At 39.9% G+C, this 23,151-nt stretch carries 20 protein-coding genes and 1 pseudogene; 4 read left to right on the top strand and 17 right to left on the bottom strand.

Translation table 11 applies throughout. The features are described from left to right. Positions 1 to 224, top strand: a pseudogene (locus BI182_RS09565) (tRNA threonylcarbamoyladenosine dehydratase); the annotation flags it as partial. A 4-nt stretch (positions 225 to 228) separates the two neighbouring features. On the opposite strand, the gene BI182_RS09570 reads toward BI182_RS09565, so the two are convergent. The 8 genes from BI182_RS09570 to BI182_RS09605 all read right to left on the bottom strand — a co-directional run bounded on the left by BI182_RS09570 (position 229) and on the right by BI182_RS09605 (position 8,198). Then, complete coding sequence (locus BI182_RS09570; RefSeq protein ID WP_148636340.1) at positions 229 to 942, bottom strand: response regulator; 714 nt, start codon at positions 940 to 942, stop codon at positions 229 to 231. A gap of 123 nt (positions 943 to 1,065) precedes the next feature. Next, positions 1,066 to 1,377: a CC/Se motif containing family gene (locus BI182_RS09575; protein ID WP_286807484.1), complete on the bottom strand. Its 312-nt coding sequence runs from the start codon at positions 1,375 to 1,377 to the stop codon at positions 1,066 to 1,068. Between the two features lie 11 nt (positions 1,378 to 1,388). Next, positions 1,389 to 2,789 carry a sensor histidine kinase gene (locus BI182_RS09580; RefSeq protein ID WP_286807486.1) on the bottom strand — a complete coding sequence of 467 codons (1,401 nt, stop codon included), beginning with the start codon at positions 2,787 to 2,789 and terminating at the stop codon, positions 1,389 to 1,391. A gap of 35 nt (positions 2,790 to 2,824) precedes the next feature. Further along, positions 2,825 to 3,040: a cation transporter gene (locus tag BI182_RS09585; RefSeq protein ID WP_286807488.1), complete on the bottom strand. Its 216-nt coding sequence runs from the start codon at positions 3,038 to 3,040 to the stop codon at positions 2,825 to 2,827. A gap of 23 nt (positions 3,041 to 3,063) precedes the next feature. Next, positions 3,064 to 3,738, bottom strand: coding sequence for a hypothetical protein (locus tag BI182_RS09590; protein WP_286807490.1), 675 nt, complete (start codon positions 3,736 to 3,738; stop codon positions 3,064 to 3,066). Positions 3,739 to 3,791: 53 nt separating this feature from the next. Next, the gene (locus tag BI182_RS09595) at positions 3,792 to 6,251 is read right to left on the bottom strand and encodes a heavy metal translocating P-type ATPase (protein WP_186893315.1); all 2,460 of its coding nucleotides are present in this window, start codon (positions 6,249 to 6,251) and stop codon (positions 3,792 to 3,794) included. Between the two features lie 37 nt (positions 6,252 to 6,288). Continuing rightward, positions 6,289 to 6,795, bottom strand: coding sequence for a hypothetical protein (locus BI182_RS09600; protein WP_186893316.1), 507 nt, complete (start codon positions 6,793 to 6,795; stop codon positions 6,289 to 6,291). Between the two features lie 47 nt (positions 6,796 to 6,842). Further along, entirely contained in the window at positions 6,843 to 8,198 is a 1,356-nt protein-coding gene (locus BI182_RS09605) for an urease accessory protein UreH domain-containing protein (protein WP_286807497.1), read from the bottom strand. Positions 8,199 to 9,146: 948 nt separating this feature from the next. Here BI182_RS09605 and BI182_RS09610 point away from each other — a divergent pair. Next, positions 9,147 to 9,836: a GGDEF domain-containing protein gene (locus BI182_RS09610; protein ID WP_242871624.1), complete on the top strand. Its 690-nt coding sequence runs from the start codon at positions 9,147 to 9,149 to the stop codon at positions 9,834 to 9,836. 320 nt (positions 9,837 to 10,156) lie between these two features. Here the strand turns inward: BI182_RS09610 and BI182_RS09615 are convergent, their stop codons facing one another. After that, entirely contained in the window at positions 10,157 to 13,060 is a 2,904-nt protein-coding gene (locus BI182_RS09615) for a methyl-accepting chemotaxis protein (RefSeq protein ID WP_502691636.1), read from the bottom strand. Between the two features lie 489 nt (positions 13,061 to 13,549). Then, positions 13,550 to 14,815 carry an HD-GYP domain-containing protein gene (locus BI182_RS09620; protein ID WP_070372002.1) on the bottom strand — a complete coding sequence of 422 codons (1,266 nt, stop codon included), beginning with the start codon at positions 14,813 to 14,815 and terminating at the stop codon, positions 13,550 to 13,552. A gap of 285 nt (positions 14,816 to 15,100) precedes the next feature. On the opposite strand from BI182_RS09620, the gene BI182_RS09625 reads away from it, so the two are divergent. Together BI182_RS09625 and BI182_RS09630 are read left to right on the top strand one after the other, a co-directional pair. Then, the gene (locus BI182_RS09625) at positions 15,101 to 15,388 is read left to right on the top strand and encodes a hypothetical protein (protein ID WP_070372003.1); all 288 of its coding nucleotides are present in this window, start codon (positions 15,101 to 15,103) and stop codon (positions 15,386 to 15,388) included. Between the two features lie 196 nt (positions 15,389 to 15,584). Continuing rightward, positions 15,585 to 15,764, top strand: coding sequence for a hypothetical protein (locus BI182_RS09630; protein ID WP_070372004.1), 180 nt, complete (start codon positions 15,585 to 15,587; stop codon positions 15,762 to 15,764). 259 nt (positions 15,765 to 16,023) lie between these two features. On the opposite strand, the gene BI182_RS09635 is transcribed toward BI182_RS09630, so the two are convergent. From BI182_RS09635 to BI182_RS09665, 7 genes are all read right to left on the bottom strand, one after another. After that, on the bottom strand, positions 16,024 to 18,243 hold the full coding sequence (locus BI182_RS09635) for a copper-translocating P-type ATPase (protein WP_242871625.1): 2,220 nt from the start codon (positions 18,241 to 18,243) through the stop codon (positions 16,024 to 16,026). 129 nt (positions 18,244 to 18,372) lie between these two features. Beyond that, positions 18,373 to 18,654 (bottom strand): SHOCT domain-containing protein, encoded by a 282-nt coding sequence (locus BI182_RS09640; RefSeq protein ID WP_286807508.1) that lies wholly within the window; start codon positions 18,652 to 18,654, stop codon positions 18,373 to 18,375. A 442-nt stretch (positions 18,655 to 19,096) separates the two neighbouring features. Next, positions 19,097 to 19,414, bottom strand: a complete 318-nt coding sequence (locus tag BI182_RS09645; RefSeq protein WP_286807510.1) for a hypothetical protein — start codon at positions 19,412 to 19,414, stop codon at positions 19,097 to 19,099. A gap of 414 nt (positions 19,415 to 19,828) precedes the next feature. After that, positions 19,829 to 20,308, bottom strand: coding sequence for a Csac_0668 family 2Fe-2S cluster-binding (seleno)protein (locus BI182_RS09650; protein ID WP_111886412.1), 480 nt, complete (start codon positions 20,306 to 20,308; stop codon positions 19,829 to 19,831). A 216-nt stretch (positions 20,309 to 20,524) separates the two neighbouring features. Further along, entirely contained in the window at positions 20,525 to 22,369 is a 1,845-nt protein-coding gene (locus BI182_RS09655) for a heavy metal translocating P-type ATPase (RefSeq protein WP_111886411.1), read from the bottom strand. Positions 22,370 to 22,383: 14 nt separating this feature from the next. Next, positions 22,384 to 22,605 (bottom strand): cation transporter, encoded by a 222-nt coding sequence (locus BI182_RS09660; RefSeq protein ID WP_111886410.1) that lies wholly within the window; start codon positions 22,603 to 22,605, stop codon positions 22,384 to 22,386. A gap of 145 nt (positions 22,606 to 22,750) precedes the next feature. Further along, the gene (locus BI182_RS09665; protein WP_111886409.1) at positions 22,751 to 23,119 is read right to left on the bottom strand and encodes an ArsR/SmtB family transcription factor; all 369 of its coding nucleotides are present in this window, start codon (positions 23,117 to 23,119) and stop codon (positions 22,751 to 22,753) included. Positions 23,120 to 23,151: the final 32 nt, after the last annotated feature.

Raw genomic sequence — 23,151 nt, forward strand, 5'->3', positions numbered from 1 at the left:
TGTTTTCAACGGAAGAACCGATTAAACAAATAAAAAATTTAGCCAACAGCTGTCATTCCAATTGTATTTGTCCGCCAGGAACTGAACGAAAATGTACCGATCGACGATCTATTCCCGGCAGCATTTCTTTTGTTCCGTCGGTAGCAGGTCTGATCTTAGCTGGTGAAGTGATCAAAGATCTCGCTTTCCAAATTTACCACAAAGGCGTGGAAAAACTTTGTTGATAACCTATGTTTCGGGGGTTTCACCCCCGAATTTATAACCAATCCCATAAATTGTCAGGACATAGACCGGATTTTTGGGATCCTTTTCTATTTTTTGACGCAGGTTCTTGATATGGCTATCCACGGCCCGATCATATCCTTCAAACTCATCACCCAACGCTACTCTGATTAGATCCTCCCGGGTAAAAACCTTACTGGGATATTTTATTAACGCCGCCAGTAGTTTATATTCATTTGGAGTAAGATTAATTGCCACTTGATTCTTTTTGATCAGATGACTTTCAAAATCAACCTCCAAATCACCGCCATTGAAAGAGGCTTTATTATAAAGCGGCACCAGATCATCACTTGATCGGCGCAGAACTGCTTCAATTCTGGCATTTAGGGCTTTTAAACTAAATGGTTTCGTAATATAATCATCTGCGCCGATATTCAAACCTTTAAGCATATCTGATTCTTCAATTTTTGCAGTAAGCATAATAATCGGCACCCGGGATTTTTTTCTGATCTGAATACAAATTTCTTCGCCCGTCATATCCGGAAGCATCAGGTCTAATACGATGAGCGCAATGTTTTCCCGGTCAAAGATATCGAGGGCTTGTTTACCATTTTCCGCCGTAAAGACGGTAAAGCCTTTACTTTCCAGAAAAGACTTTACCACCTCAATTATTTTGGTTTCATCATCAACAATAAGTACTTTTTTTAAATGATTGTTCATTATTGTCAAACCTCTATACTTCCCAGTTGCTCAATTGAACATCAACGTCTTCGATCATCACGTGTATGAAATCTTCTTGTGACACTATTCTCATTATACTACAGGTAACTAGCATGGGTAGCATTAATCCCGCTTTTTTAGGCTTAAACCTTCGACTTGGATCGTTGCCCCAATCAAATTTTTTTTAAGTATAAAATGCAGTGTCGACCTTATCACCCTTGCATTTTTGCTGATATATAGGGTAACATCATTCTGTTTAAATATATCAAATGCGTCCAATTGATCTGGCTTTACAAGTGAAACTTCAGAAACCTCAAAAGTTGGACAGCAACCGCCACCTGTAGAACTGATGGTAAGTGTTAAATTACTCTTTCTTTTTTTTCGCATGTAGTCTAAAACTGCATTGTCTATTTTAAGCTCAAATGATCTGTCCATCTTTTTTACTCCTATTCCATTTTATTTTTCGGCAGTTTGATAACAAAACTACTGCCTTCGTTTAAGTGACTTTCGGCCTCAACCATTCCTCCATGGGCAGTAACGATTGACTTAACAATGGCCAGTCCAATTCCTGAACCACCGGTCATACGATTTCTAGATTTATCAGCGCGATAAAAGCGCTCAAAAACATAGGGGAGTTCATCTTCTGGTATCCCAATCCCATTATCACTGACACATAATCGAACAAACTGCTTATCTTCAGAAATAAAAATTTTAATGATACCATGCTCCGGTGTATATTTTACAGCATTTGAAACTAGATTAATGATAACCTGGCTGACTCTATTTTGATCAGCATATGTGTCTGAACTTTCCCCCTCAATCGATACGTTCAACTTCTTTTTATCGATTTCTGCGGCAAAGTTCGCCACTGCTTTTTCTGATAACGCATTCAGATTAATCTGTGTTTTATCAAGCTTTAAATTATCACTTTCAACTTTTGCCAAATTCTCTAAATCTTGGATAATTTTACCTATGCGCAATATTTCATCATGGCAACTTTTCAAGCGTTCGTTTGTAGGTTCCCATACCCCTTCAATCATGGCTTCAATATGGGTTCCAATCGATGTAAGAGGGGTTCGCAGTTCATGAGCTACATCAGCGGTCAACTGTTTTCTTAGTGACTCCTGTTTTCCCAATGTGTCAGCTAAATGATTAACAGCAACAATGAGGTCATTTAATTCCCTGGTTTTTGAAACTTCTGTGATTCGTACATCGTAATCACCTTCAGAGATTTGTTTTGTTACAGTGACCGTATGTAAGATTGGGCGACTTAATCGTTTAGCCAGGATTGACCCGACAATAACCGAAAAAACAAGTGAGAAAACGCCAATTCCGATTAATACTGTATTAAGTGCATTCAAAAACTGAAAATCATCTGCGCTTAAAAAGTATGGTCCAAAATAGCTGATATCTGCCGTTCCAATGACTTTACCATTCTTAGTGATTGAGATGGTTTTTGACATAAATTCACCATTCATTTGCGGATATTTCGTATTCATGCGATGTGAAATATCATCCATCACTGCTGTACATAAGGACATATCACATGTCTCCGCATCCCAGATCGTCTGATTCTGTAAATCATAAACCTTGACAATATACCCGTCATAAAGGGCATACATCCCGATGGTGTGGACAAAATCTGCGTTCCAGGTTTTGGTGTCCATATCATATTGCTGACTCAAACTATCTGTTATTTCCTGAGTTCGTTTCTCTTGTTGAATGGTAAGATAATTAGTGAATTCTTTTTCAATTAAAATGTTTGATAAAAAGCTGATCGAGGCAACAGTAAGTAACATAATCAGGGCAATCGTCAACGATAGTTTTGTTCTTAAGCTATGTTCCATAGCAATCTCCTCGTTCATAACTAATTATGAATTAGTTATATTTTTCCTGACACATGGTATCCTTCTTCTTCAATGACAGTTTTGAAGCTCTCAAAGGTTAATTTACCCGGTTCATATTCGATTGCCACAGTTTTTCCAGTAAGATCGACAATAACACGCTCAACTCCGTCGAGTTCGCCAACTGCATTTTTTACAGCTCTTTCACAGTGAGCACACGACATACCTTCGACATTTAAAATTATTCTTTCCATTTTGTACACCTCTTTTTTCTAGTTTATTTAATATTAAACGGTTTTAAAAATTTATCCACTTCAATTGGTTTTTTATCTTCGTCTTCGGCACTGACCTTGGCGAAAACCCAGCCTTCAACTTTATCCGGATCAACGCCGGCATCAATAAAAATCTGTGGATTTAAAACAAAGACAATGTCCTTATCATTGGTACTCAGGTCTTTAGCCCATTCAAACATATTCCCATCACCAATGTCAACCCCATAATGGTCAAGGGCGGTGTGATATTTAATATGATCACGTTTCAGATTGACAAGCTGTTCATAGGATGCCAGCGGGGTCACTTCGCCACTGTAGGTTAATTTTTCATCCCCTAACATTGTCCCGACCATAATCTTATCATCAACGAGCATTCCGGCGGGAAGCTTGGTGACATCAAGTCCAGCTGCGAGAAATGGTTTAGCATCAACTTCCAGCATCACATCGTGAGGGGCTCCGCTACTGTAATCCTTACTCCAGATAAAACGGGCGGTTCCATCTGGTGCTGATAACGCCCATCCGCCATTCATTTCATCTTCAGCGATTTGATCAGGGATTGCCTGAAGTACCGCATCAAATGATGCAATGGATTGCTTGCCAACAACATCTGCCTGCTGGCAACCAGATAGGACAACTAATAACAATGCTACTGCCCCTACTAAAACAATTTTCTTTTTCATAATCATATCTCCTTTTTATTTTAAGTTGATTTTTTGATAAATTTTTACTTTTTTTATGGTTTGAACCCTTTTAATCGGAGGGCGTTGGTGAGTACCGAAACCGAACTCAGGGACATGGCCGCCGCTGCAAAAATGGGGTTCAGCAATGGTCCGCCAAACAAATACAGAAGTCCGGCGGCAATGGGGATGCCGGCAACGTTATAACCAAATGCCCAAACCAAATTTTGCTTGATGTTGCGAATGGTGCTTTTGCTGAGTTTGATAGCGGTTGGCACATCCATGAGATCACTTCGCATCAGTACGATATCAGCGGATTCCATGGCGACATCGGTACCAGAACCAATGGCGATACCAATATCAGCCTGTGCCAAAGCTGGTGCGTCGTTGATGCCATCCCCAACCATGGCCACTTTTCGGCCTTCGGCCTGGAGTTTTTTTACTTCATTTGATTTATCCTGGGGCAATACTTCAGCCAGGACTCGATCGATGCCAACCTGTTTGGCAATGGCTTCGGCGGTTTTTTTATTATCACCGGTGATCATCGCCACTTCGATGCCCATTTCATGAAGCTTGGCAATGGCCGCCTTACTGCTTGCTTTAACAACATCGGCAACGGCGATAATGCCGGACAGCGTGCCATCCATAGCAATGTACATGGGGGTTTTACCTTCTTCTGCTAATCTGTCCGATTCGTCTTCCAGGGTGGTCAGGGAGATCCTGTTTTCATCCATCATTTTTCGATTACCAAGAAGTAAACGAGAACCGTCAACTTCTACTTCAATCCCATATCCGGGAATGGCTTTAAAGGTGTCAATTTTAAGGGTTTCCAGGTTTTCTTTTTCGGCTCCTCTGACAATTGCTTCACCAAGGGGATGTTCTGATCCTTTTTCAGCCGAAGCGGCGATTTGAAGTAGCCAATCTCTCTCAATTCCGACAGCGGTGACAATGTCGGTTACTTCAGGTTTACCTTCGGTTATAGTGCCGGTTTTATCAAAAACGATGGTATTAATCTGATGAGTGGTTTCCAGGGCTTCGCCACCTTTAATTAGAATGCCATACTCGGCACCCTTTCCGGTTCCAACCATAATGGCGGTTGGCGTTGCCAGACCAAGTGCGCATGGGCAGGCGATTACCAGAATCGAAATGAAAATGGTCATCGAAAACACTAATGACTGACCAGTGAAATACCAGCCGGCGAAGGCCAGAACGGCAATCACAAAGACAATCGGGACAAAATAACTGGAAACAATATCGGCCAACTGAGCGATGGGTGCTTTTGATCCCTGGGCATCTTCCACCAGTTTGATGATTTGAGCGAGGGCGGTATCTCCGCCAATTTTAGTAGCTCTGAATTTTATACTGCCGTTTTTATTAATACTGGCGGCATACACGGCATCCCCTGATTTTTTATCAATCGGCATGCTTTCGCCGGTGAGCATCGATTCATCAATGGCTGTGTTCCCCTCAATGACAATCCCGTCAACCGGAATTTTCCCACCGGGTTTTACCAGGATCACATCATCAATTTCCACTTCATCAATGGGGGTTTCAATTTCCACACCATCCCGAATAATGATGGCTGTTTTAGGAGCAAGCCCCATCAGTTTTTTAATGGCTTCAGATGTTTTCCCTTTGGATACCGCTTCCAAATATTTTCCTAACAGGATCAGGGTAATGATAACTCCAGCGGTTTCAAAGTACAAATCTTCAACTGCCCCGAAATTACCAATGCTGATCTGATAAACCGAATAGAGACTATAGAGAATCGCCGCCGAGGTTCCCATCGCAATCAATGAATCCATATTGGGACTGCGTTGGAAAATGGCTTTGAAACCGACACTATAAAAACGGTGGCCAGCGATTATAATTGGAATCACCAGAATGATTTGCACGATGGCGTAGGTCAGTGGATATTGCATCGGCTCCAGAAAACTGGGAATCGGTAGTCGTAGCCACCAGATCATCGCCCCCATGGCCAGATAAAGCAGCGGAATCCCGAAAGTTGCCGACACGATTAATTTAGTCTTGAGGGTTCGGATTTCTTTTTCCTTCCTCAGTTTGTCTTCATCAATGGCCGTTTTTTTCTCAATTTCCAGCGCCTGATACCCGGCTTTTTCAATGGCCTGGCGAATGGTAGAAAGTTTAATCTGCTGGGTGTCGTAGTGAATGGTGGCTTTTTCCGTTGCCAGATTAACAGTAGCACTGGTGATTCCTTCAAGCTTCCCTAAAACCTTTTCGACCCGAGCCGAACAAGAGGCACAAGTCATCCCGCCAATCGGGATTGTCACTTCACTGATTGTACTGATTTCGACCGTACCGTATCCGGCTTTTTCAATGACTTCATTGATTTTTTGCCGGGAAGCCACGCCCTCATCATATTCTACCGACAGGCTTTCGGTGGCAAAATTCACTGATGCACTTGTTATCCCTGCCATCTTACTGACAACTTTTTCAACTCTGGCGGCACAGGCCGCACAGGTCATGCCCGTTATCTTGATTGTTTCTTTTTTCATTAAATTGCCCTCCTTGACTTTCATATATGACTCTTTTTTATTGGTTAATATCATCAACAACGGTAATGGTACTTCCTACCATTCCCATCCAGCAGGAATAATTGATGGTACCGGCCTTCGTCGGTGTAAATTCGACGACATTTTCTCCGGTAATCAGTTTTTGTTCAACACCATAGCTTCGGATCAGCATTTTATTATTGCAGCTATTCAAATCGCCGTCGTTGGCTGAGATGATCCATTTAACCGGTATCCCCGTTTGAACAACAATTGGTTTATAAATGCCCCGATCCAGGGTCGTTGCTACCGTTTGAACCCCATCACTCACTGTGGCTTTGGTTCCGGCACTCGATTTGGTAACGGAACTACTGACACTCTGCTGTTCTGTCGTTTTTTGAGACTCACTGCTTGATTGAGTTTGTGATGAATTAGAATTAACCGCTGTTTCGCCTGCGTTTCCTGAACTTCTGGTACAGCCAGAAAATATAACAATCCCCGTCAGGACGATGGCCAACACGATTCCCCATAAATAATATGATTTTTTCATTTTTATTCTCCTTTTATCTGACCCTTTTTAGTCTTTAATTACTTGTGCTAATTGACAATTGTGATGGTGCTTTTTATCATCCCCATCCAACAACTATAGGGTACCGTCCCTGTTTCCGTTGGCGTGAATTCAATGACATTGTCACCTGCCACTAACTTCTTTTCAATATTGTATTTTGGGATCATCACTTGATTGTTGCAGCCATTAATGTCATTTTCATCCGCCTCGATGGTCCATTTGACGGGTACTCCCACCTGGACGGTAATCGGTTCATAACGGTTCGGCGAAAGCTTTGTTGTAATTGTCTGAACCCCCTGGTCGATGGATGCCGTATTACTTTGCTGCACTTCATTCGCCGTCGCTACGCCGCCAGGCAGAGCGATACCAGATAAACTCATGCCGTTACTGAACATAAACATACCCAAGATCAGAACGAGTATGGCACTGGCGGTCATCATTTTGCTGGTGAATTTTTTATTGAGCAATGAACTGATCGCTCCCAGTCCAAAAATCAACGGCACTGTTCCCAAACTAAATGCCAGCATCGATAAGGCACCCTGGACCGGATCACCGGTGGAAAGTGCATAGAGTTGCATGGCCTGGAGTGGTCCGCAGGGCATTAAGCCGTTTAACAGTCCGACATAGAGCGGGCTGTTGCTTTTTTTCTGTTCATTGATCTTCCTGGCAAAAATCTTGGGCATTCTGGGATTAAACTTACGCAGCCAGGGAAAAAGATTCAGCATATTCAAGCCCATAATCACCATGAACACCCCTGCCATAACAGCGACAATTCCTTTAGCTGTACCGGAAAAGCTGACGACTGATCCCAATGCTCCGACGATCCCGCCCACGATGGTATAGGAAATCACCCGACCGGTATTGTATAAAATGCCGGGCCTGAGATTTGCCGTTTTCTTTTCACTTTTTATACTTACATTGGGAACACATTGAGATAGGTTGATCCCCCCACACATGGCAACGCAGTGAATGGAAGTGAGTAAACCGATTAATAATAGTGCGCCATAACCGACACCCTGTTTTGCCTCTGGAAATGAGTTAAAGATGTTAAAACCGCCAAAGTAGTTAATGATCACGAATGCGGCAATGATAATAATGCCGATTCCTAAAACTTCATTAATTTTATTTTTCTTTTCAGTGGTTTTGTTTTTTTGTTTTTCACCTGCACGTTTTACATGATAATCCATGCTTTCAATGGTCTGTACAATGGTTGACAGCTTCACACAATCCGGGTCATATGTAAAACTGACTCGTGAACGTGTATAACTTGCAGTGACATTTGTTACTCCATCAAGCTTTTTAAGTTTATTCTCAATTCGATTTTCACAATTAACACAGGTCATCCCGCTAACCGAAAATGTCTTTGTTATTGGTTTTTCTTCCATTGGTTATTCTCCTTGTCACTTCTTGTCTGACGATATAATAACAATAACTTTTGTAGAACTTATGGAGAAAAGACATTCTTTTTAAAAATTCTAAAAAAAATAAAGCAATGTATCAAATATTCTAATACATTGACTTTATTTCGTACGATGGGTGTTAAGGATCTCTTGCATCAACAGCAGTGGATAAAGCAAAGACAGTATTTAGAAAGGAATCATCAAGTCTTTTCAGAGATAATTCAGTTTCAGACTTTTGATTAATCTGCTCCTTATTCTATTGTCGAAGTGTTTGTAATGTTTTATAACGTATCCCAACCAACAATAAGAAAAGAATCAGAAATCCGCTAAAGACTGTCAATGCTATCCTTGTACAATCATGTTTGCATGTTCACTGATGTTTTTTTAAGGATTTACAGAACAGCAACACCTTCAACTATACCGTCATAGATGATCGGTTCATAAATATTATGACATGGTTTCCCTTAACATTGACATTAACTGAAAATAAGTATATGATAAATTTAATATATCACAAAATATGTGAATCCCAAATTCTCAATGATGAAAATTCCAAAATGAAAGTGCCTACGCATTTTAAACACGAACCGGTCTTTTGGATTTAAGAACATAACAAAATAAATGGAATTTATTGAGGTCTTGGCTCTGAGGCACCTTGCTTATCGATAGTGAAACTATTGTCATTCGGAAATTTTCTGAATATGAATTTGTAGATGGAGGCACTCTGATTCTATAACAAAAGTTATTCTCTAGACTTTGCAGCGAAATAATTCATGATAGATTGTCTACTTTAGTCGACATTTTAAAGAGACTTGGCTATTAATAATGGGGGGGGAAGTGAAATAGATTTTGTGTATGCGGCGCAGAACATTTTATGCGCCTATAAACATCAAACGTGTCATAAAAGCGGATCACTAGTAAAGGAGACCAGCTATGAAATTTAAATTCTTCATGCTCATTTCGATGGTGATATTGGGGATTGTATATGGGTTTGTCTATCATTATCTCGCGATGCCGTTACTGGGAGATAACGAGTTTGTTCATTGCTTAGGATCTGGAACAATATTTGGACTTATAGCCTATTTTGTAGCAGTTAATATTACTCACAAGTATTATAAACTTGAAAAAGTTTATAATACTCTAAAAAGAGATATTGATATTGATCAACTAACTGGATTATATAATAGAAGAGCTTTTGATCATTACATCAAGAAAATATCAAAAGATAAAGTATACTCATTAATTTTTATTGATGTGGACAATTTTAGAAAATTCAACAATGAATTTGGACATGATTCAGGAGATGCAGTATTGCAAAAAGTTAGTGCAACAATAAAGAATGCTATCAGACAGAATGATAGAGCTTATCGATATGGTGGAGAAGAAATTGTTGTTGTACTAAATAAATGTAGTAAGCATAATGCTATTAAAATTGGCGAAAAAATAAGATGCAATATAAGCAGTATAGATAATTCGCCACAACCCTCAATAACCGTTTCTTTAGGGGTCGCAAGTTATCCTGACGATGGTAGGGACATTTCGACAATCATTAAATTGAGTGATGAAGCCTTATTAGAAGCTAAGAAGTCAGGGAAAAATCGCCTGGTATACAAAATGATCTAAAACATGCCTTCGTTTTTTTATAATCTGCTTATTGCAGCAAATTCAAACGCGTTGTTTTTCACTGGATAATACTCTTGCGTTTTATGAGATGCAAAACTCGGCCAGTTCCACCTTCCCCTGGGCAGTGGATCACTTTCATCTGTAGAACAGTGTATGTATGTGTAGAGCGACCGAAAAAACAACCCGCGCAACACTTTTTTAAACTATATTTTAAAAACCAAAAATAAAGCGCTCCCCGGGCAATCTGTTACAACTTACCCGGGGAGCTTTTTATTTTTTGTACTAATTCTCACGCAGTCGATGTTTCCGTATTGGTTAGATTAATACTTATCATTGTCCCAATCGTCCAAATCAATTCGCGGTTCAGCGACTGCAACTGGCTCTGCTTGGAACGAGGGGGCGGCTGGGGACGGGGCGTAGTTGTCCGAGTCGGTTTTGATCGTAAAGGCACCGACCATCTGTTTGAGCATTTCGGCCTGACCGGAGAGTTCCTCACTGGCGGCGGCGCTTTCTTCAGCGGTAGCGGAGTTGGTCTGGACCACCTGAGAAACCTGTTCGATCCCTTTGGTGATCTGGGCAATTTCCGTGGCCTGATCGTTGGAAGCCCGGGCGATATTACCCACTAAGCTGGTGACCTTCTCGATGTCCGCCAGGATCTGGGTCAGACTTTCAGCGGTTTCATCGGCGATTTTAGAACCCACCGAAACCTTATCGATGGAGCCTTCAATCAGACCGGTGGTTTCCTTGGCGGCTTCGGCCGAGCGGGCGGCCAGGGAGCGGACTTCTTCGGCGACGACGGCAAAGCCCTTGCCGTGTTGTCCGGCCCGAGCCGCTTCAACGGCGGCATTCAGCGCCAGAATATTAGTCTGGAAAGCGATATCGTCGATAACCTTGATGATCTTTGAAATATTCTGGGAGGAAGCATTGATGTCGACCATGGCGGTGACCATGTTGTTCATCCGGACATTGCCAATTTCGGCATTGTTGCGAACCTCGATGGAACGCTCATTGGCTTCATTGGCTCGAACCGCATTCTGTTTGGTTTCCTGCGCCACTTCATCAATTGACGCGGTCAGTTCCTGAATCGCACTGGCCTGTTCGGTGGCTCCCTGAGCCAAAGCCTGACCGCCGTCAGAAATCTGACGGGCGCCGCTTTCAACCTGTCCAGCCGCCGAGTTGATGTCAAACATGGTGGTGCTGAGGCTGGCGGTAATGCTGTTAAGTGCGGTTTTAATGGCCTGGAAATCGCCCAGGTATTGGGTGGTGATTTCCTGATTCAGGTTGCCCCGGCCAATTTCTTCCAGGGTATGGGTAATTTCTTCCACATATTCCTTGAGGAAGGCGATGGTCTGATTCATATCTTCTTTAATCTGACCATGCTGGCCTTTAAAGTCGCCAGTCATGGCGGTGTGGAGATTTCCCTGGGACAGTTCCCGGAGCGTTGCCGAGGCGGCATTGATGGGCTCAATAACCACATCCAAAGTCTGATTAAAGCCCTCCACGACCTTTGCGTATTCGCCCTGGAATTTGGCCACGTTGCCACGGTTGGTCAGATCACCTTCCACGGCAATCTGGGTCATCGTCTGGGTTTCGGCCACCAACAGGGCGATGCTTTCGATCATTGAAATAAAGCTTGGAATCAGCGTATCGTTGTCACTCCGCTGACCGATAGCTTTGAGACCGTCCAGATCACAGAGGTTGCCGACGGCCATGTTGTTGGCAATTTCGACAATATGTACCATTTGATCGTGAACGCCGTTAATCGATTCGCCAATCTCCTGATAGATCCCCTGATAACTGCCCTCAATTTTCTGGGACAGATCATTGGCAGAAAGCTTAGCCAGCACTTCATTTCCTTCGGTCAGAGCGCCTAACCCGTCGATACAGGCATTAATATTATTTTTAAGATCGTTAAAATCGCCCTTGTATTCGGTGGTGATCGGCGGTGGAATTACCCCGTTACCGATCCGTTCAATCGCCTTGCTGGCTACTTTAAGTGGATTGACAAAAGTATTGACCATGTTGTTGAGGCTGATAATCATGTCCTTGAAAGCGCCGGTATAATCAGTGGTATTGCCCCGATAATTCAGTTGTCCATCCTGGGCGGCCGTGCCGATTTTCTTAATCCCTTCATTGACCTTATTCATTTCGGCGACCATATCAATCAGGGCGTAGGCCAGCACATCCTTATCAGACTGGGGCACAATCGCCACGGCAAAATCGCCTTCGGACAAACGACGTGCGGCATCAGCCTGGGCTTTGCGGTTATCAATGATGGTCGCAAAAGAATCCATCAAAGTGCCAATTTCGTCCTCGCTGGCGGCAACGATTTCCAGATCCACATTGCCCAACGCCATTTGATCGGCCAGAGCGGTTAATTCAACAATCGGCTTGCTGATCCGTTTAGCCAGAATATAGGCGGCCACACCGCCGATTAACAGCACCAGCAGCGAAACCAGCAGGGTGACGTTGCGTAAATGATGCATCGGTACCAACACATCACTTTCGTACTGGGCAATAATCAGAGTCCAGTTGGTTCCCGGTATGGGTGCGGTGGCACCGATCTTCGTTTCGCCATTTAAAGAGTAGGAAAGCATTCCAGTTTGACCGGCACCCAGTTCTTTAAAGGCGATCCCAAAATCTCTCCAGACGCCATTTTTTTCAATATCGGCAAAAACATTGGTCTGATTCATAATCACCTCATCATCAGGGTGGGCCATAAAACCGCCCTCGTTATTGACCACAAAGCCGTATTGACGCTCACCGTCACCCATGGCATTGGTGGTGTCCTTTAAGAAGGTGGGATCCCGACGGCCGATCAGCAAGCCGACCACCTGACCATTGCTTTTAATCGGAGCGACATCAAAGACCACCGGCTCTTGAGTGACCTTGCTGATGGCCACATCGGAAACAACCGTTTCGCCTTTGAATCCGTCAGTGTACCAGAATTGTCCGGCAGAGTCAAACTCGCCGCCGCCGACCAGGTATTTGGCATGACCGTCAAGGTTCATCACGGCAATATCCTGATACCCCAGTTTATCAACATCGCTGGCAATGGCGGCCACCTGGGCGTTCCAATCCATGCTGGAGACGCCGCTGCGCAGAGTTACTTCACTAAGGGTGCTGAGATTGCCAGCAATGATGGCACCAACGTGGGAAGCGCCTTCATTGGTGTATTTCCGGGCATCGTCATGAGCCTGTTCCAGAATGGCGGCTGACCCCATATTTATAAATATAACACTAAGCGAGATGACGGCAACAGCCAGAATTATCAAGGTAAATCCCAGCAGTTTGGTAGATAAGTGTTTTCTTCTGGAACCCTTGATGGAGCTAGTAGCGCTGACCGGGTTCGGTTCTTTGTTCGAGTTAAGTAGTGCTTTTTCTTTTATTTTTTCCTCTTTTCTTTGTCCGTTTTTGCTTTAACAGGTTCTTGTTCTTGTGATTTTCAACTTCAGGCTCAATCTATTTGAATTGACACACAGCCTCTGTTACCTTTATGATTGTGAAAGCCATCGCTATGGATTTAGTTTTGGAATCAGTTTAGCGTAGATTGTCCTTTTCACACTTTTATTGCTGTTTTGCACCTGTTCCACCTCCTTGTCACTTCTTGTCTGACGATATTATAACAATAACTTTTGTAGAAATCATGGAGATGAAAAATATTTTAAATTTTAATATTTCTGATGATGACTGTTTCTGATGATACCTAATTGCTAATTCAAATCTTTGACGATACTTTCAATTTTCATAAATGCTTCAACCAATTTTTGGTCAAATTGAGTACCGCTGTTTTTTCGAATCTCCGCAACTGCAACCTCGTGGCTAAATCGCTGTCGATAGGGTCGATCTGTCGTCATTGCATCATAGGTATCGGCAATGGCAATGATCCGCGAACCCAGTGGAATTTCCTCACCTCTGATCCCACATGGATAACCGTTGCCTGCGAACTTCTCATGATGGTGGCGAATAATTGGTAAGGCTTCCGCTAGAAAACTGACGTTACTAAGGATACTAATCCCAATATCCGGATGCTTTTTTATAACCTCGTATTCTTCATCTGTCAGCTTACCATTCTTATTCAAAATATGATCGGGTATCCCGATTTTTCCGATATCATGGAAAAGCCCTGCATATTCAAGAATTTCTTGATTTTCTGCTGTCAATTTCAGTTCTCTGCTTAAAAGCATGGATATTTTTGACACCCGTTCGGAGTGTCCTGCTGTATAAGGATCTCTGGCATCAACAGCATTGGATAAAGCAAAGACAGTATTTAAATAGGAATCATCAAGTCTTTTCAGTGATAATTCGATTTCAGACTTTTGATTAATCAGTTCCTTGTTTTGGTGTCGAAGTGTTTGTGATGTTTTATAAAGTATCCCCACCAACAATAAAAAAAGGATCAAAAATCCGCCAAAGACTGTCAATACTATTACTTGTACAATCATGTTTGCATGTTCACTGATGTTTTTTTCAAGGATTTGCAGAACGGCAACACCCTCAACTTTGCCGTCATAGATAATCGGTTCATAAATATTTATGACAAGTTTGCCCTTATTTCCATCTTCAGCATTATTGAGTGCATAAGCATCTGAAACGACGAAAGAAACCTCACCGTTCAATACTTTTTCAAGATCTTTTTGGTTCGGTAGTTCACCAGTAAAAACAGCGTGATCTGCCATGATCACTTTTTCATCCTGATTGATGAGCATGATCGATTGAATGTCATATAAATCCATGGATTCAATGATATTAGATTTAATTTGAGATGCCTTAATGTCGGTTATGTTATCAGCAAAGTCTGTCTTGGTCAGATTGTTTTTAACAACCGTACTGATTGTAATTTTAGCAACTTCTTCTAAATTTCCCAGTTTATCATTTTTTATATGTTCATATATAACCAGGGAAAGCACAATGCCCATTAAAACAAACGCAAACATACTGTATAAGGCAAAAGTCCTTATTAATGGATATCTTTTCATAAATACACCTTTCACAACTACTTGTTTAATCATATCATAGCTATCTGTTATGATAGAATTGTCATTATATGTTATCTTATCGGCTAAATCAAGTAGAGGATTATCTTTTTATCTTAATATGAAATCCTGATTATCTCAATCATTATTTGATAAACATTTCATCGGGAACAGAATTATCTGTTTTTTTTGAAAAATTTTTAATAATTTGCAAATCTCCATAAAATCTCCACAACTATCAAGTATACTTGCAGACATAGATCAAATAATTTTAAGGAGCTGATACTGATGAACTGCTGTAAAAAAGATGAAAATAAGGACAACTTGAAAAAAAATAAAAAACATCATATGTCACATATGATGATGATGGCCCTTTGTTGTGGTGCACCCATTTTAATATTACTTATCATAACATTACTTGGTTATCAAGGTATTCTATTTACGCTTCTGCCATTCATTTGCCCGATTATGATGGTACTCATGATGCCGATGATGTTAAGGGGTGGCAACAAAGGTAAATCGGAACAAACAGATCAAACAGAGGAAAAACCCTCAGATCAGAACCTTCTTTCTTAGTAATTTTTCTTTCTGTTTTGTAGCTAGATGGACACATGCATTGTTTTGCAGGTGTCTTTTTTTTACCATCCTCAAATTTCCGCGAAATTATTCGAAAATTTGATTTTATTTATGTTGAAATACTCAATTTCTCCATAATTTATTCACAAGTCTATTGTATGATATACACAACAAATAATTTTAAAGGAGCATTTCAATGGGAACAATCATATCAATTTTAATCTTTATCGGGCTGATGTTTGTCATGTCTAAATTCGGCATCGGATGTTGCGGTGGTCATTCTGGTCATAAACATCATAATGATTCAAAAAATTCAGAAGGTTCAGAGTTAGCAGGTTCAGAGAAAAAGCAAATTTCCAAGAATGATTTGGAATAATGATTATAAGTATTCTTTAAACGATGGTGGGTATTTTATTAATCTATTCTGCTTCGATCTGCAAGTCAAAGATCATTTTAAAACATAAGGGGAGCCGTGCCAAAGTTATATGCACGGCCCCTTTTATATTTTTCTTATCACTTTCACAACTCAAATTTCATATAATCTACTTCACTCTTTTTACCGTATATATAACAGTCTCGCAAGATTTTAAGAGCATTATTCCCCGATCCAGCTGACTGATACAAAAGATGAATGGTTAATCAATTTTGAGTAGTTTTGCATTGATGGCCACAATGATTGTACTTAATGACATCAACGCCGCACCGACAGCCGGATTTATCACAATCCCCTGATTATAAAGGACCCCCGCCGCTAAGGGAAGTGCGATCATATTATAACCCGTCGCCCAGATCAGGTTTTGGATCATCTTTTGATAGGTTGCTTTTGAAAGCTTTAAAACAGTTACCACATCCAGCGGATTGCTTCGTACGAGAATAACATCGGCTGTTTCAATGGCAACATCTGTTCCCGCTCCGATGGCGATACCTAAATCCGCTTTTGCCAGAGACGGTGCATCATTCACGCCGTCACCGGTCATTGCCACAATCTTGCCTTCTTTAATAAGACCATCAATTTTGGATGCTTTTTCCTGGGGTAATACCTCAGCAATGATTGTATCGATTTTCAGCTGATTACCCACATAAGCGGCAACTCTCTGGTTATCCCCGGTCAATAGAATGGTTTCAATATCCATAGAATTTAGAATATCAATGGCTTCTCTGGCCGAATCTCTGACAATGTCTGATAATGCCAGATAGCCAAGGAGCGTGCGACCATCTAAAATGAAAATAACCGTTTTGCCCATCTGAGCAAGTTTTTCATATTGATTTACGTCAAAGGCTATTTTTTCTGACCGCAAATAACCAGGACTTACAACCATAATGTCCCGACCATCCACGTTGGCTTTTAGCCCTTTACCCGGCAGGTTCTGATAATCTTTTACTTCCTTCATTTTGAGGTTTAATTTCTTTCCTACATTGACGATTCCCTGTGCAATAGGATGTTCTGAATTTGATTCGACTGAATAAGTAAGTAAAAGGAGTTCTTCCCGGGATATTCCTATTGCCTTGATATCAGTTATCCCAAATGTCCCTTCGGTCAAAGTTCCTGTTTTATCGAAAACCACAGCATTGAGCTTACGAGCGTTTTCAAAGGCCGCCCGATCTCTGATTAAAAGACCTTTCCGGGCTCCAATGCTGGTCGAAACAGCTGTTACAAGCGGAACTGCCAGGCCTAATGCGTGGGGACAGGAAATAACGATGACGGTGACGGCTCGTGTGACGGCAAAGTTAAGATCCTGTGAGATGATCATCCATGCCGAAAAAGTCAAGGTTCCGGCGATTACGGCAATATAAAACAACCACTTGGCCGCTTTGTCCGCTAATCGTTGGGTATTGGATTTTGAATCCTGGGCTTCCCGAACAAGTTTTAACACTTGTGACAGAAAAGTGTCTTCTCCAACTCGAGACACTTTAAATTTTAAAATCCCCTCACCATTAATAGAACCTCCGACTGTTTCATCACCCGCTTCTTTCTCAACAGGTGCAGATTCTCCGGTGATCATGGATTCATTAACGGCTGATCTCCCATCATAAACTAAACCATCAATGGGAATCTTCTCACCCGGTTTAACAAGAACAGAGTCGCCGGCTTTTAAATGTTTTACAGGAATATCCTTGATTTCCCCATTGTCCATTATCTGGTGTGCTTCTTCGGGCATGAGTTTCACCAGTTCATCTAGTGCCCGCGACGCTCCCATCACCGATTTCATTTCAATCCAATGACCCAAAAGCATGATGACGATTAATGTGGCCAGCTCCCAAAAGAAATCATCACCGGATATAAAAAATACGGTTAGCGTACTATAAATATAGGCAACTGTGATGGAAAGCGCAATGAGTGTCATCATTGCCGGCGATTTTTTCTTAAGCTCATCTCTGGCACCGACAAGGAAGGGCTTTCCGCCATAAAAAAAGAGAATGGTAGAAAGACCAAACAGTAAATAGGAATCGCCGATGAATCGCCAATCCACACCCATAAACATCTGGATCATTGGCGATAAAATTAGTATCGGTATCGTAATAATCAAAGAAACAAAAAACCGTTTTCTAAAATCCGCCACCATCATTGCGTGATGATCATGATGGTCATCATGTTCGGTATGTTGCTCATTGGCTGGAATATGATGATGAGAATGTTCCATTTCTGCCTGGGGAATTTCTTGGCCGGGATCATGCGGATGATTCATTCCACCATGACCTTGATTATGCGTATGTTCATCATTTTTTTGAGGAATGTCCTTGTGTTCCTGATGTGCATGGTTTTTATGTGCTTGATGGGTTTCATGCTTATCACTCATCAATTCTCCGTCAGGCAAAGCACTCTTCAGATCTTTAGTTGAATGTTCTTTATCCATCCTATTCGCATCCTTTCTATTTTTGGCTATTCTATAATCTTTATAATGATTACTAAGTATGAGATTAATTTGACCATTACTTCAAACTCACAAAAAAAGGAGAGTTCCAGAAAACACTGTCCTTTTCAATCATGTCTTAGCTATAACTTTCGCAACTCCGCTTTTTTTTTGATTATATTCTTCGTCGTCGATTTCACCCCGCGCATACCGCTCATGCAAAATTTCCAAAGCTCTATCACCTGAACGGGTTCCTTCTTTTGCATTTGAATTTGTAAAATGGTGAACAATAAAATACACTCCGATGATAACCAGAACAAGTAATAGAAACAATCCAAACATCATAAAAAAGCCAAAACCACCATAACCTATACCATACATCATAATCGATTCCTTCTTTCTATTCTCAATCATATTTCACTCTAATGAGCCCAACTAAAATCTGAATTTATTTTAGGGAGTGGATATTCTTTGTCATGTTATTAAATTCTTCAATCGAACTTTCACCATTAGAATTCCTTCTGTCAGCGATATATTTGTCACAATAGAAAATAAAAATAGTGACATTGAAAAGATTCGGCGTCACCCTACCTTCTTTATATAATTACACGTTTTCTATATATATACATATCTTTTATACCCCTATAACATTACTTGTAACATTACTTGTAACATTACTTGAATCACTTATAGAAGAAACGATGGATAGATTTTTTCTTGGTAATCAACATGGATTGGTCGCAAAACTCTGGACACTCGGATCATGTCAGAACAAGAATTCCATTTTAATAAGGCTATCTGAAAATTTGTATTTATGTCTTAAGAACCCCATACAATATAATTGTTCAAATCCAACTCATATTCCACTGCCATTATGGCATAAAAATGAATCACTTTCACAACCCAAATATTTGATATAATTATTGATGTCCTGGACGGTAACAGTTCTTGTAATCTGATCCAACCAACAACAATACATAAATGCATCGGAATGAGTTGGGTTAAACTCAATAATATTTTCACCAGCTTTCAACTTCTGATCCACACCAAATTCTTTGATTAGAATTCCAATATTCCAACTATAAATATCGTCATTTTCCACGGTTATTTTCACCAGCATCATCAGCTGCTCTACCCCTCCTAGTGATGTACCATACATGAAATATCTTGACATTGTTCTCAGTCCTTTCTTCTTACTTTTGAAATAAAAAAAGGCGAAGACTATCGATCATAAGTTGACCGAAGACTTCGCCTCTTTGGGTTTCTTTATTTAGTTTTAGTTTTAGATTTATATAAAACAAAAACACCAAGATTTTTATATCTCAGTGCTGTTGAAGTTTTTGCATGTTATTGTTAGTATAAAAGATATGACATTTTCTACTAATGGAATATAACCTAATACTTTGGTTAGAAATCAACTATTCTTTTCTGACAATCAAATAATTTGTGTTTTCACAATATTATATTAACATCAGGTAGACCTTTATTTTAATTTCGAATCTGTAAGACTTCAATCTAATCGCATTTGTTAAACCCCATAAATCAAGAGTAGCTACGTTTTTTTCAATTTTAGCCATTTGCACAATAATCATTTTATAGTTAAGCCTTTATCGATAGCTTCCTGAATAATCTTATGACAACAAACTCCCAAGGGATTGTATTCTTTACAATTAGGTTTTTTCATAGCTCCAGTTATCGAATTCACTTCTTTAACTGTCTTCACACCATGCTTAACCACAGCTTCTATTACTTGTTCTTCAGTGACTTTACTGCAATAACAAGAATACTTTGGATTTGCATCTTTCTTAAACCAAATAGGAACACTAACTTGGACTTTTAAGAATTTTATTCCATTATCAACGTTGTAGTAGGCAACATCACAGTCTTCATTCATACAAATCCTATAATTATCTCCCCAGACTGCCTTGCGGTTATCATCTGTCACCAAGTGTTCAACGGTTATCCTACTAACTGTTACTCCTTCATTATTACAGACAGGGCAACTCTCCTTTGTTTTATTTAAATTTTGTGTGGTGCATTCACAGCAACATTCATCAATAACTTTCAATTACATAACCTCCATATCTTTTAAACCATCTAATTCAAGGTCATATACCAACCAATTTTCATTTATAGTTTTAAATTTCTGCCCTTGTGCAGGCTTCCATTGTCTTAGGCCTTAATTTTCATTTGCCTTTAAAAAGTTTCATTTTGTAATTTATACCCCTTGATTGTCTCATCAATTATCGGTATCAAACAAGGGGGGGTGAATAGGAAAAATAGTTTATAGATTCTTTACATTCAAAGCTCTAAAAGCATTTAATACTGCGATGATAGTTACACCTACATCTGCAAATATAGCTGCCCACATAGTAGTTATTCCAAAAGCACTCAAAATAAGAACAATTATTTTTATTCCAATTGCAAATACTATGTTTTGATGTGCAATTTTTAGTGTCTTTTTAGAAATCTTCATTGCAGTAGCAATTTTCGATGGCTCATCAGTCATAATTACAATATCAGCAGCTTCAATGGCCGCATCAGAACCTAAACCACCCATTGCTATTCCAATGTCTGCACGAGCTAATACAGGCGCATCATTGATTCCGTCACCAACAAAAGCAAGTTTACCTTTTGTAGATTTTTGCGAAAATAATTCTTCTAGTTTTTCAACTTTGTCTGCTGGCAACAGTTCTGCATAAACCTTATCAACACCAAGCTCTTTAGCAACCTTTGAACCAACACTTTTATTATCACCTGTCAACATAACTATTTGTTTAATATTAGCTGCCTTAAGTTCCTTGATTGCTTGTGCTGAATCTGGCTTTACCTCATCGGCAATTACAATGTAACCTATATATTTGTTATTAACAGCAACATGTACAGCAGTACCGATCAGCTCTCCCTTGAAATAAGGGATATCCATCATTTTCATAAGTTTGATATTTCCTGCCATAACCTTTTTGCCATCTACTGTTGCAATAACACCATGACCTGATATCTCTTCTACATCTGAAATACGTCCATTGTCTATTTCTTTGCCATATGCACGTTTCAGTGAAAGTGAAATCGGATGATTGGAATAGCTTTCCACATATGCAGTTAATTCTAGTAGCTCTTCTTTGGAAACTCCTTCTGGATGAATTTCCTGTACATTAAATACACCTTTCGTTAGTGTTCCAGTTTTATCAAAAACAACAATTTCAGTTTCTGCTAATGCCTCTAAATAGTTACTACCCTTGACTAAAATACCTTTTTTTGAGGCTCCACCTATTCCACCGAAGAAACTCAAAGGAATTGAAATAACTAAAGCACACGGACAGGATACCACAAGGAATGCTAGTGCTCTATATATCCAATCACTAAAAGTCGCCCCGTCTATAACAAGAGGCGGTATAATAGCTAGAAAAACTGCGATTATAACCACAACCGGTGTATAATATCTCGCAAACTTCGTAATAAATTGTTCTGAATTGGATTTTTTACTACTTGCATTTTCAACTAAATCAAGAATTTTACTTACAGTAGATTCTCCAAATTCCTTGGTAACCTCTGCTGTAATAACTCCATTAATGTTGATGCACCCACTTAGGATATCACTTCCAACTTCTACTTCACGAGGAATAGATTCGCCTGTTAGTGCCGATGTATCAATCATTGAACTTCCCTCAATTACCTTGCCATCAAGAGGAATTTTTTCTCCTGCTTTAATTACAATAATATCTCCAATTTGTACTTCATCTGGGTCAACTTTGACAAGTTCATCGCCTTTTTTAACATTTGCATAATCTGGTCGAATATCCATAAGGCTTGCAATTGACTTTCTCGACTTGCCAACTGCATAGCTTTGAAACAGTTCTCCAACTTGATAAAACAGCATAACTGCAACACCTTCAGGATACTCACCAATAAAAAATGCACCAATTGTTGCAATACTCATTAAAAAGTTTTCATCGAAAACTTGACCTTTAAAAATATTTTTTACAGCTCTTTTTACAACATCTCCACCTACAATAATGTAACTTATTATAAAGAGAGCAATCTGTAACCATTCATTATTAAAATTAATAATTGCTGCTGCAACTAACACGGCTGCACCAATTATTATTCGCCACAATCGTTTCTTCATTTTTGCATACCCCCTTATACCCTTTTCATAATAGTATCAGGTTCAATTTTTTTAACTATTTTTTCAGCCTCTGCTATTATTGTAGGCATTTTTTCATCCTCACCATCAATAACAAGTTTTGTGGTCATAAAGTTAACAGTAGCTTCTTTCACTCCATCAAGCTCATTAATAGCCTTTTCCATTTTTGCCGCGCAATTTGCACAATCTAAACCTTCAAGTATAAATTTCTTTTTCATTATTAAATCCTCCTAAATATTATTTGTAATTTTATTTTGAATACTACAAGTCTTTTTCAAATTTTCTTGAAGCATTGCTCATTTGATATGAAGACTTAAATATCTGCCCAAATATCTTCAAAAAATATTCTATTCTACCGCATTACTACTTCTCGTTGATATGAATTAGACCTTGGTCAAATATTTCTCTTACATGATCATCAACTAATGAATAATATACTACTTTGCCTTCTTTTCTGTTTTTCACTAAATTAGCTTGTTTTAAGACTCTCAGCTGATGGGAAATTGCTGATTGTGTCATGTTAAGTAATACAGCGATATCACAAACACACATTTCAGCTTCATGTAAAGCCCATAGTATCCTGATTCGTGTTGAATCTCCAAATACTTTAAATAATTCTGCTAGATCGTAAAGGCTTTCTTCTTGAGGCATTTTATCTCTAACTTGATTTATAATATCCTCATGAATTACATTGCAGTCACATCTTTCAATTAAATTAAATTTTTCAGTCATATTATCACCTCTTTTTTAAACATTTCGTATGA

The organism is Acetobacterium sp. MES1 (genome assembly GCF_002237635.1).
Classification (GTDB): domain Bacteria; phylum Bacillota; class Clostridia; order Eubacteriales; family Eubacteriaceae; genus Acetobacterium; species Acetobacterium wieringae.

What these genes read in the sequence shown, in the direction of transcription:
- BI182_RS09570 (WP_148636340.1), bottom strand. Translation starts at nt 942, where the DNA reads ATGAACAATCATTTAAAAAAAGTACTTATTGTTGATGATGAAACCAAA.
- BI182_RS09575 (WP_286807484.1), bottom strand. Translation starts at nt 1,377, where the DNA reads ATGGACAGATCATTTGAGCTTAAAATAGACAATGCAGTTTTAGACTAC.
- BI182_RS09580 (WP_286807486.1), bottom strand. Translation starts at nt 2,789, where the DNA reads ATGGAACATAGCTTAAGAACAAAACTATCGTTGACGATTGCCCTGATT.
- BI182_RS09585 (WP_286807488.1), bottom strand. Translation starts at nt 3,040, where the DNA reads ATGGAAAGAATAATTTTAAATGTCGAAGGTATGTCGTGTGCTCACTGT.
- BI182_RS09590 (WP_286807490.1), bottom strand. Translation starts at nt 3,738, where the DNA reads ATGAAAAAGAAAATTGTTTTAGTAGGGGCAGTAGCATTGTTATTAGTT.
- BI182_RS09595 (WP_186893315.1), bottom strand. Translation starts at nt 6,251, where the DNA reads ATGAAAAAAGAAACAATCAAGATAACGGGCATGACCTGTGCGGCCTGT.
- BI182_RS09600 (WP_186893316.1), bottom strand. Translation starts at nt 6,795, where the DNA reads ATGAAAAAATCATATTATTTATGGGGAATCGTGTTGGCCATCGTCCTG.
- BI182_RS09605 (WP_286807497.1), bottom strand. Translation starts at nt 8,198, where the DNA reads ATGGAAGAAAAACCAATAACAAAGACATTTTCGGTTAGCGGGATGACC.
- BI182_RS09610 (WP_242871624.1), top strand. Translation starts at nt 9,147, where the DNA reads ATGAAATTTAAATTCTTCATGCTCATTTCGATGGTGATATTGGGGATT.
- BI182_RS09615 (WP_502691636.1), bottom strand. Translation starts at nt 13,060, where the DNA reads ATGGGGTCAGCCGCCATTCTGGAACAGGCTCATGACGATGCCCGGAAA.
- BI182_RS09620 (WP_070372002.1), bottom strand. Translation starts at nt 14,815, where the DNA reads ATGAAAAGATATCCATTAATAAGGACTTTTGCCTTATACAGTATGTTT.
- BI182_RS09625 (WP_070372003.1), top strand. Translation starts at nt 15,101, where the DNA reads ATGAACTGCTGTAAAAAAGATGAAAATAAGGACAACTTGAAAAAAAAT.
- BI182_RS09630 (WP_070372004.1), top strand. Translation starts at nt 15,585, where the DNA reads ATGGGAACAATCATATCAATTTTAATCTTTATCGGGCTGATGTTTGTC.
- BI182_RS09635 (WP_242871625.1), bottom strand. Translation starts at nt 18,243, where the DNA reads ATGGATAAAGAACATTCAACTAAAGATCTGAAGAGTGCTTTGCCTGAC.
- BI182_RS09640 (WP_286807508.1), bottom strand. Translation starts at nt 18,654, where the DNA reads ATGATTGAGAATAGAAAGAAGGAATCGATTATGATGTATGGTATAGGT.
- BI182_RS09645 (WP_286807510.1), bottom strand. Translation starts at nt 19,414, where the DNA reads ATGTCAAGATATTTCATGTATGGTACATCACTAGGAGGGGTAGAGCAG.
- BI182_RS09655 (WP_111886411.1), bottom strand. Translation starts at nt 22,369, where the DNA reads ATGAAGAAACGATTGTGGCGAATAATAATTGGTGCAGCCGTGTTAGTT.
- BI182_RS09660 (WP_111886410.1), bottom strand. Translation starts at nt 22,605, where the DNA reads ATGAAAAAGAAATTTATACTTGAAGGTTTAGATTGTGCAAATTGCGCG.
- BI182_RS09665 (WP_111886409.1), bottom strand. Translation starts at nt 23,119, where the DNA reads ATGACTGAAAAATTTAATTTAATTGAAAGATGTGACTGCAATGTAATT.